Genomic DNA, 15,432 nt, shown 5'->3' on the forward strand with positions numbered 1-15,432 from the left:
TAATGGAAGTGAGAGGAGGGATTCTATATGGCAAGAATATTAGCAATTGATGATGAAGAAGGCATCCTTTATATTATAAAAAGTGCTTTAGAGAAAGAAGGCCATGAGGTAACTGCCATTAGTAATCCTCTTACTATACCAAAGGAGAAATTTTGTCATTATGATTTAATTCTATTAGATGTCATGATGCCAGAAATAGATGGTTTTACACTTTGTAAGGAAATACGGGATTTGGTTGATAGTCCAATTGTATTTCTAACAGCCAAAACAATGGAGAAGGATCTGATCACAGGGCTTAGTCTCGGTGGAGATGACTATATTACAAAACCTTTTGGAATTGGAGAACTGCGTGCGAGGGTATCCGCACATGTAAGGCGTGAGCATAGAGAAAAGCAAAATGCATTTTTCCTGTCAGGTCTTACATTTCATCTGTCATGTAAAGAAATATGGCATGACGATACATCTATCGCATTTACGAAAAGTGAGTATGGAATTTGCGAATATTTAGCTTTGAATCATGGACAAGTATTTTCAAGAGAAAAGATTTACGAAAATGTTTTTGGTTATGAGGGAGAAAGTGATAACCAAGTAATTGTGGAACATATTAAAAATATCCGTCAAAAATTATGTAAGCATAACATGAATCCAATAGAAACAGTATGGGGAATTGGTTATAAATGGAGAAAGTGAAAAAGCAAGTCAATCTTAGTAAGATTTTAATACAGTATATTTTTGCATTTTCAATAGGGACGATTGTATTAGTTACTTTTTTTATGATTCTATTCCAAGTTGGAGTTAACGCAGAGGTAATCTTGCCAGCAAATTATTATGAAAAGCAGATTGAGTCGCAAAGAGATGCTATAGTTAAAGCGGAGCAGGACGATGATCAAATTTTAAAGCAATATAAATATGTTGTGTATGATTTTTCTGGAAACGTTATTCAAGGGAGTATTAATAAAGATTATGCGGGACAAATATGGAATAACATACATAAGGATGAAAAAGGTGATAGTAAGTACTACTATGCAGTTATAGAACGTGATAAAGATATTTGTGTCATTCTATATACGTTACATGCTACTTTTAAAAATCCTTTTTTGCAGAAGTATTTACCAAGTCCGGAAGTTTGTGAAATTGTTCTTTTTATTCTACTATTTGTTGCCGAAGTGATATTTCTATCTCGTTCTTTTGGTAAATCATTGTCAAAGGAAATGCTGATTTTGAGAAATGTAACAGATAAAATTCAAAAGGAAGATTTAGATTTTCAAGTGGAACAATCTAAAATAAAAGAAGTGAATGAAGTATTAACTTCTTTAGTAAAAATGAAAGATGAATTAAATCATTCGTTACGTACACAGTGGAATATGGAAACGAATAGAAGAGAGCAGATTGCTGCTTTGGCACATGATATTAAAACGCCATTAACGATATTGAGAGGGAATGCAGAGCTATTAAATGAATCAATGCTAGATTCAAATCAGAAGAAATGTAATGAGCATATTTTGAAAAGTATTGATGAGATGGAAATATATATGAAATCTTTGCTCGATATTACGAAATGTGAGGAAGGCGCTTCACTTCAATTCAAGCAAACAGATCTCCGCGACTTTATTCGTAATATTATAGAAGAAAGTGCAATTTGTGTTTTAGGCAAACAGTTAAATCTAATTGAAAATGTTCAGGACATACCAAATTTTATTCCTATTGACGAGACCGCTTTGAAAAGAGCAATTATGAATATAATGATGAATGCAATTGAATATTCTCCAACAAAGGGTGACTTGATGTTCTCAGTGGAAATGATTAGTGAAAAACTGCAATTTATTGTAGAGGACTCGGGAAGAGGGTTTACAGAAGAGGAAATGCATTCAGCTACAGAGCAGTTTTATAGGGGAGATAAAAGTAGAAACTCCAAAGATCATCATGGAATGGGGTTATACATTGCTAAAAGCTTTGCAAAGCAACACGGTGGAAACCTTTACTTAAGTAATTCGGAAAAGCTGCACGGTGCAAAAGTTGTTTTGGAAATATCAGCGTAGTAGAGAGGGTACAGATTATAACAAGTCGCTCCTTTTTAATATAATTATTTTTGTAACTATATTTTAAAAATTTATTTATCAACTAGAGATAACCTCAACCGATTTACAATTTATATGTGCTTTCTCAATTTTTTGTAAGGAAAGAGGTTTTTATTTTACAGATTTATCAGAATTATGTAAAGTGTAGATAAAACCATAAAATGGGGTGTTATCTATGTGTACTAGTTTGACATTACAGACAAAAAACGGTCAGCATCTTTTTGCAAGAACGATGGACTTCACATTGGATTTGAATCAAGAAGTAATAATCATTCCTCGACATTACCAGTGGAATAATATAACTGGTGAAATTATTAATACGAAACATGCTACGGTTGGAATGGGAATTAATCATCAAGGAAGGATCATTATGGCGGACGGAGTAAATGAAGCAGGTATGACATGTGCAACACTCTATTTTCCAGGATTCGCTACTTATAGTCAAAGCATAGATGACAACAAAACGAATTTGGCTCCATTTGATTTTGTGACTTGGAGTCTGACACAATTCAATTCTGTCAAAGAGTTAAAGAAATCTGTAGATAGCCTTACCTTTTTGGATATACCATTACCGGATTTAGGACTTACGCCACCACTACATTGGATTTTAGCGGATAAATGGGGAGATTGTATTGTACTGGAGCCGACAAATGAAGGATTAAAAATGTATGATAACCCACTAGGAGTGATGACGAATAGTCCGGAGTTTATTTGGCATTTGCAAAATTTAAGACAATATATAGGCCTTAAATCGCAGCCATTCGCGCCAACTGAGTGGAGTAACTTACCATTAAGTGCTTTTGGTCAGGGCTCAGGCTCAATGGGACTTCCAGGGGATTTCACACCGCCATCAAGGTTTGTGCGAGCAGCATATGGCAAACAAAACATTCAAGGTATAGATAGTGAAGAAGAGGGAGTATCGGCCCTATTTCATATTTTATCAAATTGCGAGGTTCCTAAAGGCGGAGTAATAACAGAAGAAGGTGCATTAGATAATACCATATATACAAGCGTAATGTGTATGGAGTCCGGAACATATTATTATCATACCTACGATTGTAGACAAATTATAGCCATTCATTTATTTCATGAAAATTTAGATACAAATGAGATTAAAGCCTATCCGTTCCAACGGAAACAAAAAATATTTTATGAAAACTAGGTAGCTTTGAAACAATGTTTGGTAAATATAATAGAGCAATAATGCCTATATAATTCTTGGGTACTTCTTTAACTTTGTGATTCACCATAGATCTACTCCTTTCTTCAATGACTCCAACGAGTAAAACTTTGCTGGTAGAAGCATTGGCTAAGGTGCAGTGATGGTGGACTTTATTGCCTAATGTATTTGAATAGTATTATCCTGAATATCTCTAAAAACGCTAAGAAACTTATTTCTTCTAGAAGGCCCATTAAAGTGCTATTAGGTAAAATGAACATGGACGTACTCCATTTATAAATAGTAAAGAACAAAAAAGGTGTGGGAAATATCCATACCTTTTTTGTTTTTCTATTATCTATGTATAAAAAAGCGCTGTATATCAGCACTTTTTAAAAGTACATGAGCTGTATAAAAAGTATAAATTACTTAAAACGTAACTATGCAGCGTCAAAATGAAGAACTATACGCTTATTTATTTTTATTATTATTAATTTTTTCCGTATATAACACTTGTTCTTTATAGTGTTTTTTAATTGGGAAAGTATGTGTACCAGAGCCGTTTTTGAAAGTTTTATTGATGGGGTTTTTTAGCGGGATTGTTGTAGTTTCAGTAAATTCATATGGGTAATTTATTTTAGATTTATCTTCAAACATGAAAATGCCTCCTTTTAGGATTTCCTGAATTCTTTACTATAACATGATATGCATATAGATTTTTTTTGGACTAGTTATTTATATAGGTTAATGGAATTAAATTACGTAACTACTGAAATATTTCAAAGGAAAACAATGTGAGAAATATATGATAATGCTTCTTTTATTTATTAGGGAAGGAAATATTGCATATATATTCGTTATAAATTGTTTTTATAATATGGTTTATATAGATTTTTCCTGATAATATAATGCGGGAGATTATAGTGTTATTAGGTTATTAGGAACATTTAATGCTGTTTCACAACTGAAAGGAAAATGAAAAAAAACTGAAACTTTTCTCATAAAAATTCAATCTAACTTAAAAAATGAAAGGAAAATGAAATTTTCCAAAAGATATTCTTTGTTAAGATAAAAAGCATACATACAAAAAGTATTGATATATCTTAAAAATGTATTTTCAAGATATAGTGGGGGAAAAGATGAGAGTAGAAAAACAATTAATAAAAAAGATGTATTATGAAACATTCCTAATGGAGAATGAAACAAAACCACCTATTGACGTACTTGGAGAAGCTTATGTAAACGAAGAAAGAAATGAGATTTCTGATGGATCTTACATTCGTTTTGCACAAGGTGAATTTTATTATCGCCATCAAGATTTTGAAGCAGCTATTTTTAAATGGGAGAAGGTTAGTAATGAATTAGCACCATGGGCACAAAAAAATATTGCCGATGCTTATTTCGAGCTTAATCAATTACCAGTTGCTGAAAATGTTTATACTTCCATTACTACTGATAATATAATATTGATGACGGAGATTAGATTACAATTACTTTCTCTTTACATAGAGCAAAATAATTTTGACTCTGCTTTCGCTGTTATTAAAGAAGCAGTTTCTTTAAATCCGGATTATCCAAATGTTACAAAAATTGCACGTTCCTTTTATGAGGAGCAGCAAGATTTTGATAGTGCAGTAGAGCTTGCTGTCAATGAGTTAATTCGAACAGAATCTTATCCGTGGTTTGAGGTTTTAAAAGGATATATCGATAAAAGATTTACTAAACATATTTCACCAGATTATTTTTATGAAGTATTAGTTACGTTAAATAATGTAGATCAAGTACAATTTACGCAAATGGTTTCATCACTTTGGAATAGTTATAAAAACGAACAAAATTACTTATCATGGCTTAACACAATAAATGAATTTTTCTTACATATTGAAATACATTCGTCCGATATATGGGACAAAATTTCTTCTCTTTACGAAGGAACGTACTTTGAATTAATTCAAGGTCAATATAAGCTTAAACAATTACACGACATCATTCCAAACTTGTTAACAAATTGGTTAAAGGTAGTCAATCCATCTTATGCTGTATTTCCATCTGCAGCTGTGTTGGCATGGGATGAGATTTTCCCTTCTAAAATAGATGCAGCAAATATAAAACATGCTGAAAACCTGTTGTTATATTCTATTAATCATGTGAACGGCTTAGAGTATAGTTTGAATCTTTTTGAATCTATTACAGAGTGGGCACAAAAGCATAATATAGAAATGGGTCACCGATTTAGATGGTTAGTTGGCGAGCTCGCAGATTTAAGCACAAATCGCATTTTAGTAACGGGAACTTCAGGAAACGGAAAAACTACATTTATTAACTCTATATTAGGAGAAAATATATTAGAAAAATCAATTTCAAATGTAGTAGTTTTAAAAAATGATGCGCATACAGAAATTAACGCCATAACAGACTCTACAATTACAACAACGGAAGATGTCTCTGATTACTATAATATGATGTCTCAGCACCATCAAACATATAGAGATAGAGCGTGTGTTGAATTTAAATTACCATGCAGATTTTTAAGTGAAAATAAACTTACATTTGTAGTTACACCTGGCTTTAATAGAAATAACGATACTAGGGATGAGATATTCGAATATTTAAATTCTGTAGACGAATTACTATTCGTATTAAATGCGGATTCACCTTTTACTGACAAAGAACGTGATATTCTATTAAGCATTCAAGAACATACACCAAATTTACAAATCCATTTCTTATTAAATAAAATCGATAACATATACAGTGATGCAGAAGTGAAAAGAGTATTACATGATACGCAAGCGAGAATAAACACATATTTCCCGCATGCGAGAATTTTCCCTTACTCTTCGCTATATACAAGTAGTCAACAATTAAATGATTTAACTGAGTTTATTCATTTTAACTGTAAGCATAAAAATATCGATGCAGAACGTACGGAAAAGCTATTGTTTTTCATTAGAAAAACAATTACATATCTTTTGGATAAACGCGTTGAGAAAGAAAATAATCTAGTGGATGCGATTAATTGGAACGAAGATATGCTAGTGAAACTAAATGGTAGTATTAATAATCTTACTGCTTTTGAGAAGGAAAAAATTCATTTCATTACAAAATCATATCGTACAATGAAAACTGAAATTATGAATGACCTTACTGAAAATATTCCGAAGATATTACAGAGTTGTTCGGATTTAATTAGTGAAGAAAGCGATTTCGGGCACATTGATACGGAACTAAATAAAGCGATGAATGAAAGAGTACATAAATATTTAGAGCAAACTGTATTACCTAATTTTGCTCTTTCTATGCAAAATTGGATTGCGATTTCTAATAATGAGCTCCTTCAAAGTCAATCGTACTTAGAAGAACTTAGTGAAGGGCTTAATTCTTTATTTGGAGAAAATCGAATACAGTTAGAATGTGATTTTAAAGTGCTTGATGACTGGCGCAGAGATACTGACAGAATGACGACTAGAATACAAATGGATGAAGTAAATATTTTACGTCGCTTTACGCCAGCGCAATTTTTACTGAAAAGTGCCGGTAAATTATTTGGAGTTCTTCCTAAAAACAAAGGTATGCTATATAACAAATACAAACAGTATGTAGAAAATGAAGATTATACCGAGGTAACGGCTTCTATTATGAAGAAATTTTTCTTGCAATTTGAGCTATTTGAAAACACGCAAGAGCGGGATATTAACATATTCTTTAGAAATCCATTTAACTCCTTGAAACAAGCTGTAGAAAACACTCATTTAGAAATACAAGAAAAACAAGAGATGTTACATAAGATGAAATCACAACCTGAAGTTTATCAAGATTCTATCATGCTCTTTGAATTGAGATTACGTCAATGTGAAGTAATTTTAAATATAGGTGATGATCATACCTATACAGATGTAACTTTAGAAACAAGCGTAGAATAAAAGTAAAATATACGAGGTTTTTATATGACATTGCATCATATGTTATAAGAGAGTGAAAGGGAGCAACTGTAATAAGTTGCTCCCTTTTCGTATTTAGATTATTTTTCAGTCTCTTTAATTTTAGTTTGTACTTTGCCAGTTTTAATTTTATTACTTTCTGAGAAACGTAATAAATCGCCTTCAATAATTTTGTCGGACATTCGTAATTCATTTTGTGCACGGTTAATGAGTGCTTGTGCTTCTTTTTTTGGTAAATCTACAATTTCACCTGTTATGCGGTCATAGAAAGTATTGTTTGTGTATGCATACTTGTCTGTAATAAAGCTACCATCACGTAAAACGACAAAACCGGTATATTCATCTGAAAACATATCATGACCAAAACGGATATCGTTCGTAGTATCAATCCCTAATAAATTTAGAATAGTAGGTTTCATATCGATTTGTCCCGTAGGCTTTGAAATCGTTTGACCTTCTGTTTGGCCAGGTACATGAATATATAAAGGTGTGCGTTGTAAATTTAAAGTATCAAATTCTGTTATTTGATCTTTTTCTAAAAACTGTGCCATTGCACGATTATGTTTTTCAGAAATACCATAATGATCACCATACAACACAATAATAGAATCATCATACATTCCTTCGGCTTTTAAACGCTCAATAAACTTTTTAATTGATTCGTCTAAGTAACGTGCTGTTACGATATAACGATCAAATACGCCATTACCAGAGTTATATGGTTCAATGAATTTTGTATCTTCATCATACGTAAATGGATAATGGTTCGTTAACGTAAGGAAACGAGCGTAAAATGGTTGATCAACAGTTTTTAATATATCTACTGATTGATCGAAGTATTCGATATCTTTTAATCCCCAATTTAAATTTGTTTCGGGTGTAATTTTGTAATCAAGTTCGTTATAGTAACGATCATAACCAAGAGCGGAGTACATAATATTACGATTCCAAAATGTTGCGTTATTCGCATGGAATACAGAAGTGAAATAACCTTGCTGACGTAAAATTTCTGGAGTCGCAGTATAATCATTGTTACCGTGTGTGAAAAATACAGCTCCTCGATTTAATGGATACAATGACGTATCGATTAGAAATTCAGAATCGGATGTTTTTCCTTGCCCAGTTTGGTGGAAAAAGTTATCGAAGTAATAGCTTTCATTTATGAATTCATTCAAGAATGGTGTAACTTCTTGACCGTTAACTGATGCGCCTATTAAAAAGGTTTGTAGGGATTCAAGAGTGACAACAATTACGTTTTTTCCTTTTGCTGCACCAAACATGTTAGGGTTTGGCTCACTTTGGTTTGCCTTTACGTAGTTTTCAGTTTCTTGTAATTTACTACTATCAGCAAGTGCTTTTTGTGATCCTGCTTTTACTTGTAGTGTTAAATCATATACTTGATGAGTGTATAGTCCCAAATTTTTAACAAGCATGACTCGGTCGAATGATCTCGTTAATAGTTCAGGTCGTTCTTTTTCTGCAAGGTGTAGATTCGCAAAAAATACACCAAACGTTAAGAGAAAATATAGCAAGCGTGCCGGATGAGTTACACGTCCTGTTTGGAAGACTAGTGCCTTCTTCTTTAACAAAATAAAGAAGAAAATAATGTCTACGAAAGCGAGTATAATTTTATAGTTCAATATTTCTATAATACTGCCGCCTAATTGGCCAAAGTTTGATGTTTGTCCAAGTACTGGTAACGTAACGAAATCACTATAAAAATCATAGAACATTACATTCCCAACAAGTATGATTGTTAATAAGAGATTAATACATAGCGCTATATAATTTCGCTTTTCACCGGTTGCAAATAATGCTAATCCGACAAAAGCTAATGATGCAGCGAGAGGGCTAATAAACAAAATAAGCTCTTGCGTTGAAGACTCAATTTTTAAATCAAAACTGAATCTTGTAATAAGATATGTTTTTAACCATACTGCTAAAGCAATTATTAAAACAAAGCTTATATTTTGCATTTGTAAATTGATTTTATTTTTCATTTTTACACCTTCTTTATACAATTTATTTAACTTGTGTTATATATTATATTTTCATAACTATTAGAGTGTAATGTACCATTTAATGGTTTCTAAAGGTAACAATATGAAGTATTCATATACGTACAATGAGGAATTTTAAAGCGCAAATCTATTTTGGGAAACAGAACAGAAAAAGTCATAGTTGTAGTAAAAAATACTTATAGACATCCTAACATATTAAACACTATGATGATGTTACAAAATACCGAACAAATGAAAGTGGAAATGAATAGAGGCTTTTAAAACTGTTGACATTCAATTTTTTAGAATTGAATGTCGATAGTTTTACCATACATAGTTATGTTAAATATGTATCTCGTAAAATCCCGATTTTTGGCGGGATAATCATTAGCGGGGGAAGGACAAGGTACATAAATAAAGCGTTATGGAAGTTAAAATATTTGATTGATATCTTAATGAAAGAAATTAAATATGAGATAAATATTTTCCAACATACAACCCACTTGCAGCAGCTTGAGATAATGAATGAGTGACGCCTGAACAATCTCCAACTAAAAATAGTCCATGCACACTTGTTTCAAAATGGTTATTGATTTTTATCGTAGGAGCATAGAACTTTCCGTCAATTCCATATAACAAAGTATCTTTATCGATCGGTTCTTTGATAAATCGTTCTAAGCGTAATAAAAACTCTTTTAGTCCTTCAATATATAATGGGGGAATTTCTGTATTCAAATCTCCATAATCTCCTTGTAGTGTAGGTTGTATACGGTTATGTTTCATGTCGTTCTTTATTGTAGGTTGTTTATTTAGTAAGTCCTCTAAGCGCTGTATAACAATCCGATCTCGTCCTTGGTTAATGTTTTTTATAATTGAACTTGCGTATACATTTGCTTCTTTGAGAGTTGAAAAATAGCGCGGGATAAATAAAGTGAAATTTAAGTTCGGTGTGCCAGTTCCTTCCTCTCGAAAATTTTGACCGTCAGGCATAACTAAACCTTCTTCGTACTTTCTAATGATGCGTCCTTTTGGATTCATACAGTACGTAGTTGCGGTGAAGTGTTCATGCTCATAAGAAAGTTTTGTCTCAAATGTATCTTTTAATATAGAACGTAATTGGTGTTCTTTCATCTCTACTCTAATCCCTAAATCTACACGAGTTTGCTCCTGAGAAATTTTAAGAGAAGTGCACATTTCTTTTAACCAATCCGCTCCGGAACGCCCAGTTGCAAACACTAGTTGCTTAGATTCAACTATTCCTTCATTTGTCTCTATTGTAAAATGATCTTTCTGTTTCATAATATGTTGTACATCTATATGAAATTGAATATTTATTTTTGTAAGTAAAAATTCATAGAGCTGCTGAAAAATGTCACTTGAAAGGGTAGTACCAAGATGCCTTACTTCTGTTGTTAGCATTTGTAAACCACACGTTTCAGCTCTCTTATTGAGATTTGGATTTTCTGTAGAGTATTTTGAAACAGAACTTCCTCCGAACTGACATAGAATTTCATCTACTTCAGCCATGAGTTGAATAAAGCTTTCTTTACCGACTTTTTGCTCAAGTTCTCCGCCAAATCCGTTTGTATAATTAAATTTCCCTTCAGATTTTCCTAAACCACCAAACCCGAAATATTTATCACATGTAGTACAAGTACACACTTTTCCTTCGTCTAAAGGACAATGGCGATCTTCTAGCGCTTTACCTTTATCAAGAATTAAAACCTTTTTGTTACTTTTAGCTAGTGAATAAGCCATAAAAATGCTACTTACTCCAGCACCGATAATTGTAACATCATACATATTTTTTCACCTGCTAACGAATAGTTTGTTTTTATTTTTCTAGTGTATAACAATTTTATGAAGTTAAGAAATAGCTTTTATTAATAAAGAGGGAGTTTTTGAACTGGATGCTTTTTTAATTTCTCCGAGTGGTGGGGTAAATACAAATGTCTTTATTTAAAAGAAGAAATAGTTTTCAAAGATCACTATGTCATATGATAAATAAATTCTTACATATAAAAAAACAGACCTTTTAAGTGAGAAGGTCTGTTTTTTATATGTTATTTAGCGAAGACGTGGTTACCAATTACTGCTACTGTTTGACGTGTCGTAATCCATTTGTCTGTTGATGTTTTTGGATTGTAAAAATAAAGCCAATCAGAATGTATTCCATTTGTGGAGATAGCTTCTTCTACTGCCATTTTTGCTTCTGGGCTTGCAGGCTGATTAATTCTTCCATCTGTAACAGGAGTAAAGGCATATCCGTATTTAATAGGTTCATAAATAACGCCTGTTATTGTGTTTGGAAAACCTTTTGCGTTTACACGGTTTAGTATAACTTTCGCTACTGCTACTTTTCCTTTATACGATTCGCCACCTGCTTCAGCAGTAACTAAGCGTGCCATTAAGTCTTTTTCTTTTTCTGAAATGCTTGAGTTTATTTTTATATGTTGTCCTGTATAAAGCTTGTTTCCGACTATATTGTTAATTTGTTTTATAGATTGAACGGTAACATTGTAACGCTTTGCTATCGTTTCCAATGAATCTCCCGGTTGTACTTGATAAATAATTTGCTCAGAAATGTTCGCAGGTTTAGCGTTTTGGCGAACAGTGATTTCATTTGAGTTGACGGAACCTGGAATATGTAACTGTTCGCCAATGAAAGTTTGATCGTTTTCTTTATTGTTAGCCTGTTTAATGGATTGTATTGAAACTCCATATTGTTTACTAATGCCCCAAAGTGTATCATTCTTTTTTACTGTATGAATGGTAGATGCTTCAGCTGTACTTTGATGACATACGAATGTAATTGCAGCTGCAGATATAGGGATTATATGTTTTATTTTTAATAATTTCATTGTAAATCCTCCTAGCAAAAATAAGGTGAAATTGTTAAGTAATATAGTTCAGAATGTCTATACATAATATTTTAATATAAGTATATTAGCACGTATAAAATAAATAATCATCATAAGTTTCTTATTTATGTAGTGTAGATTCCGAATATGAAATATTGCATATGAAAATACATTGAAGTTCATATTGCTGATTACTATAATCTATTTAGTAGAAAGGGAATATGTTATATAAATATAATCATTATAGATTAATATAATGATTATATATTATTAATAGGAGGAGTGATGTAATGAATATATTTAAAAGAATATCTGTTTCAGCTGTAATTATTTCAATATTTTTAGGAATAGGGGACACGGTCAATATTGTAGGTGCGGATTCTATAGAACAGCAGAGTAAATTAGGGATAGAACAAGAAACAGATAAACAAATCATTGTAAAATTCAATGCGGATTTGAAATTACCATATGAAGATGGTATTGAAAAACAGATACAAGCTCAAGCAAGTGATAAAGTACTAGAAGATCTTTTGGTAGAATATCCAGATGTAACATTCACTCGTTTATTCACATCTGTAAGTCCAGAAGAAATACAAGACCTTGAAGTGAAAGCACCCAATAATGTATCTACAAGTTTATTAAACTACTATATTCTTCAAACTCAAAATGGTGGGCAGAAAGAAGAACTAGTAGATAAGTTAAAGGCATCTTCTTTAATAGAAGATGTGTATATGAAAAAACAAGAAAAAATAACGCCACCGGAAGTACAACCATTAAGTGTATCTTTTAATCCTGATAACAATCCTAGATATAAAAAACAAGGTTACCTTGAAGCAGCACCATACGGTATTAATGCGCCTTTCGCCTGGGGAGTTCAAGGCGGTAATGGAAATGGTATAACTTTTGTTGATATGGAATATGGATGGTTATTAAATCATGAGGATTTAGTACATCAAAATATTGAATTAATGTCTGGAAGAAATATAGATCAGCATGTTGGACATGGGACGTCTGTACTAGGAATTGTATCCTCCGAAGATAATGAAGTGGGGAATATTGGGATTGCGCCAAAAGCGAAAGCGAAAGTGATTTCTCAAATAAGAGATAACGGACAGTATAATACAGCTGATGCAATATTAAGTGCTGTAAATCATTTAGAAGCTGGGGATGTTTTATTATTAGAGGCACAAGCTTCCTTTGATGGATATGGTGATAAATATTTACCTGTTGAAGTACAACCAGATATCTTTGATGCAATTCGTGCTGGTACAGATAAAGGTGTTGTAATTATAGAGGCTGGAGCAAATGGCTGGAATGATTTAGATCAATTTAAAGATAGAAATGGTAAACAAGTTTTAAATCGTAATAGTAAAGATTTTAAAGATTCAGGTGCAATTATGGTAGGAGCGGGCTCTTCAACATTCCCTCATGAGCGTATGTGGTTTTCAAATTATGGAAGTCGGATTGATGTGTACGGGTGGGGAGAAAATGTAGATACAACTAAAGCCGAGCAAAGTAGAAGTGCTGTAAATCTTTATACTACAAGCTTTAGTGGAACATCTAGTGCTTCGCCAATTATTGCTGGGGCAGCGACTTTAGTACAAAGCATTGCTAAAAAAAATTCAGGACAACCGTATAGACCGAGTGAATTAAGAACGATATTAAGTAACCATAACACTGGAACGAAATCTAAAAATCCATATGCAGATAAAATTGGTGTTTTACCAGATTTGAAGTCTATACTAGTAAACTTAGGGTATGAACAAAGAGAGCCGAACGGTGGGAATGAGTTACAAGTAACAGAAAATGAACCAAATAATGAACCTAGACAGGCAAATAAAGTTAACTTTCATACACCAATGAAAGGAACACTACATAATCGTGATAAGGTAGATGTATTTACTTTCCAAATTGACTCACCAGAGAATATTAATATTTCTCTACTAAATGAACAAAACATTGGAATGACATGGGTACTTCATCATGAATCAGATTTAAACAACTATGTAGCATATGGTGAAAATGAAGGGAATGTAGTTAAGGGAACTTATAATGCAAAGCCAGGTAAATATTATTTATATGTTTATAAGTATGAGAATAAAGATGGTTCATATATATTGAATATAAAATAAATGAAAGGAACTTCAGATGAAGTTCCTTTAAATTTTTCTAATTCAGTATATGTGAATGATTTTTAACTTTACTTCTATGCAATATTTCATATTGATGAAATATTATTTATTTTTTACTCACTAGATTATATTATATTCAATAAGTTTGATGTAAAACAGAAAAAGGAGGAATAATAATGAGCAATAAGAAGTTTATTTTGAAATTATTCATATGTAGTATGATATTTATCACATCTGTATTTGCTTTACATGATAAGCAAGTCGTTGCAGCTAGTTCTGTTATTGAACTTGAAAATTGGTCAAAATGGATGCAACCTATACCTGATAACATCCCGTTAGCACGAATTTCAATTCCAGGAACACATGATAGTGGTACGTTCAAATTACAAAATCCAATAAAGCAAGTATGGGGAATGACGCAAGAGTATGATTTTCGTTATCAAATGGATCATGGAGCTCGCATTTTTGATATAAGAGGCCGTTTAACAGATGATAATACGATAGTTCTTCATCATGGGCCATTATTTCTTTATGTAACACTGCATGAATTCATAAACGAAGCGAAACAATTTTTAAAAGATAACCCAAGTGAAACAATTATTATGTCTTTAAAAAAAGAGTATGAGGATATGAAAGGGGCAGAAGGTTCATTTAGTAATACGTTTGAAAAAAATTATTTTGTTGATCCTATCTTTTTAAAAACAGAAGGAAATATAAAACTTGGAGATGCTCGAGGGAAAATTGTACTACTAAAAAGATATAGTGGTAGTAATGAATCTGGAGGGTATAATAATTTTTATTGGCCAGATAATGAGACGTTTACGACAACTGTAAATCAAAATATAAATGTAACAGTACAAGATAAATATAAAGTGAGTTATGATGAGAAAGTAAAATCTATTAAAGAGACGATAAATGAAACGATTAACAATAGTGAGGATTTAAATCATCTATATATTAATTTTACAAGCTTGTCTTCTGGTGGTACAGCATGGAATAGTCCATATTATTATGCCTCTTATATAAATCCCGAAATTGCGGCATATATTAAACAAGAGGATCCCAAAAGAGTTGGTTGGGTGATCCAAGATTATGTTAGTGATAAGTGGTCACCGATTCTCTATCAAGAAGTTATAAGGACTAATAAGTCACTTTAAGTTTCACCATAATTTCATAGAAACAATGTAACGCTATTAAAAGTCTTGTGGAATTCCCATAAGACTTTTTAGTATTTAATATTATGAGAATCAAAGTTCTTTGA

The 15,432-nt window shown here is 32.1% G+C and carries 10 protein-coding genes; 6 read left to right on the forward strand and 4 right to left on the reverse strand.

Going from position 1 to position 15,432, the window contains the following annotated elements:
* Positions 1-27 precede the first annotated feature (27 nt).
* The 3 genes from ABH961_RS13660 to ABH961_RS13670 all read left to right on the forward strand — a co-directional run bounded on the left by ABH961_RS13660 (position 28) and on the right by ABH961_RS13670 (position 3,240).
* Positions 28-690, forward strand: a complete 663-nt coding sequence (locus ABH961_RS13660) for a response regulator transcription factor (RefSeq protein WP_048545941.1) — start codon at positions 28-30, stop codon at positions 688-690.
* Positions 678-2,039, forward strand: coding sequence for a sensor histidine kinase (locus ABH961_RS13665; RefSeq protein ID WP_098079087.1), 1,362 nt, complete (start codon positions 678-680; stop codon positions 2,037-2,039). The genes ABH961_RS13660 and ABH961_RS13665 overlap by 13 nt, the downstream gene beginning before the upstream one ends.
* A gap of 214 nt (positions 2,040-2,253) precedes the next feature.
* A complete protein-coding gene (locus ABH961_RS13670; protein ID WP_404519508.1) occupies positions 2,254-3,240 on the forward strand; it encodes a choloylglycine hydrolase family protein in 987 nt (328 codons plus the stop codon).
* 468 nt (positions 3,241-3,708) lie between these two features.
* Here the strand turns inward: ABH961_RS13670 and ABH961_RS13675 are convergent, their stop codons facing one another.
* Positions 3,709-3,894 carry a hypothetical protein gene (locus ABH961_RS13675; protein ID WP_000461129.1) on the reverse strand — a complete coding sequence of 62 codons (186 nt, stop codon included), beginning with the start codon at positions 3,892-3,894 and terminating at the stop codon, positions 3,709-3,711.
* A gap of 482 nt (positions 3,895-4,376) precedes the next feature.
* On the opposite strand from ABH961_RS13675, the gene ABH961_RS13680 reads away from it, so the two are divergent.
* Positions 4,377-7,160 carry a dynamin family protein gene (locus tag ABH961_RS13680; protein ID WP_404519510.1) on the forward strand — a complete coding sequence of 928 codons (2,784 nt, stop codon included), beginning with the start codon at positions 4,377-4,379 and terminating at the stop codon, positions 7,158-7,160.
* Between the two features lie 98 nt (positions 7,161-7,258).
* Here the strand turns inward: ABH961_RS13680 and ABH961_RS13685 are convergent, their stop codons facing one another.
* The 3 genes from ABH961_RS13685 to ABH961_RS13695 form a co-directional block, all read right to left on the reverse strand.
* Positions 7,259-9,178: an LTA synthase family protein gene (locus ABH961_RS13685; RefSeq protein ID WP_048545934.1), complete on the reverse strand. Its 1,920-nt coding sequence runs from the start codon at positions 9,176-9,178 to the stop codon at positions 7,259-7,261.
* A gap of 465 nt (positions 9,179-9,643) precedes the next feature.
* Positions 9,644-10,981 carry an NAD(P)/FAD-dependent oxidoreductase gene (locus ABH961_RS13690; protein ID WP_064469397.1) on the reverse strand — a complete coding sequence of 446 codons (1,338 nt, stop codon included), beginning with the start codon at positions 10,979-10,981 and terminating at the stop codon, positions 9,644-9,646.
* A 260-nt stretch (positions 10,982-11,241) separates the two neighbouring features.
* Entirely contained in the window at positions 11,242-12,039 is a 798-nt protein-coding gene (locus ABH961_RS13695) for a cell wall hydrolase (protein WP_098079095.1), read from the reverse strand.
* Positions 12,040-12,329: 290 nt separating this feature from the next.
* Between ABH961_RS13695 and ABH961_RS13700 the strand changes: the two genes are divergently transcribed.
* Positions 12,330-14,171, forward strand: a complete 1,842-nt coding sequence (locus tag ABH961_RS13700) for a S8 family peptidase (RefSeq protein WP_098079098.1) — start codon at positions 12,330-12,332, stop codon at positions 14,169-14,171.
* A gap of 176 nt (positions 14,172-14,347) precedes the next feature.
* Positions 14,348-15,328: a phosphatidylinositol-specific phospholipase C gene (locus tag ABH961_RS13705; protein ID WP_064475043.1), complete on the forward strand. Its 981-nt coding sequence runs from the start codon at positions 14,348-14,350 to the stop codon at positions 15,326-15,328.
* Positions 15,329-15,432 lie beyond the last annotated feature (104 nt).

The sequence above is a fragment of the Bacillus sp. RC251 genome, assembly GCF_044908765.1.
GTDB lineage: Bacteria > Bacillota > Bacilli > Bacillales > Bacillaceae_G > Bacillus_A > Bacillus_A wiedmannii.

Excerpts from the sequence above, each read along its gene's own strand:
- ABH961_RS13660 (WP_048545941.1), top strand. The coding sequence starts at position 28 with ATGGCAAGAATATTAGCAATTGATGATGAAGAAGGCATCCTTTATATT.
- ABH961_RS13665 (WP_098079087.1), top strand. The coding sequence starts at position 678 with ATGGAGAAAGTGAAAAAGCAAGTCAATCTTAGTAAGATTTTAATACAG.
- ABH961_RS13670 (WP_404519508.1), top strand. The coding sequence starts at position 2,254 with ATGTGTACTAGTTTGACATTACAGACAAAAAACGGTCAGCATCTTTTT.
- ABH961_RS13675 (WP_000461129.1), bottom strand. The coding sequence starts at position 3,894 with ATGTTTGAAGATAAATCTAAAATAAATTACCCATATGAATTTACTGAA.
- ABH961_RS13680 (WP_404519510.1), top strand. The coding sequence starts at position 4,377 with ATGAGAGTAGAAAAACAATTAATAAAAAAGATGTATTATGAAACATTC.
- ABH961_RS13685 (WP_048545934.1), bottom strand. The coding sequence starts at position 9,178 with ATGAAAAATAAAATCAATTTACAAATGCAAAATATAAGCTTTGTTTTA.
- ABH961_RS13690 (WP_064469397.1), bottom strand. The coding sequence starts at position 10,981 with ATGTATGATGTTACAATTATCGGTGCTGGAGTAAGTAGCATTTTTATG.
- ABH961_RS13695 (WP_098079095.1), bottom strand. The coding sequence starts at position 12,039 with ATGAAATTATTAAAAATAAAACATATAATCCCTATATCTGCAGCTGCA.
- ABH961_RS13700 (WP_098079098.1), top strand. The coding sequence starts at position 12,330 with ATGAATATATTTAAAAGAATATCTGTTTCAGCTGTAATTATTTCAATA.
- ABH961_RS13705 (WP_064475043.1), top strand. The coding sequence starts at position 14,348 with ATGAGCAATAAGAAGTTTATTTTGAAATTATTCATATGTAGTATGATA.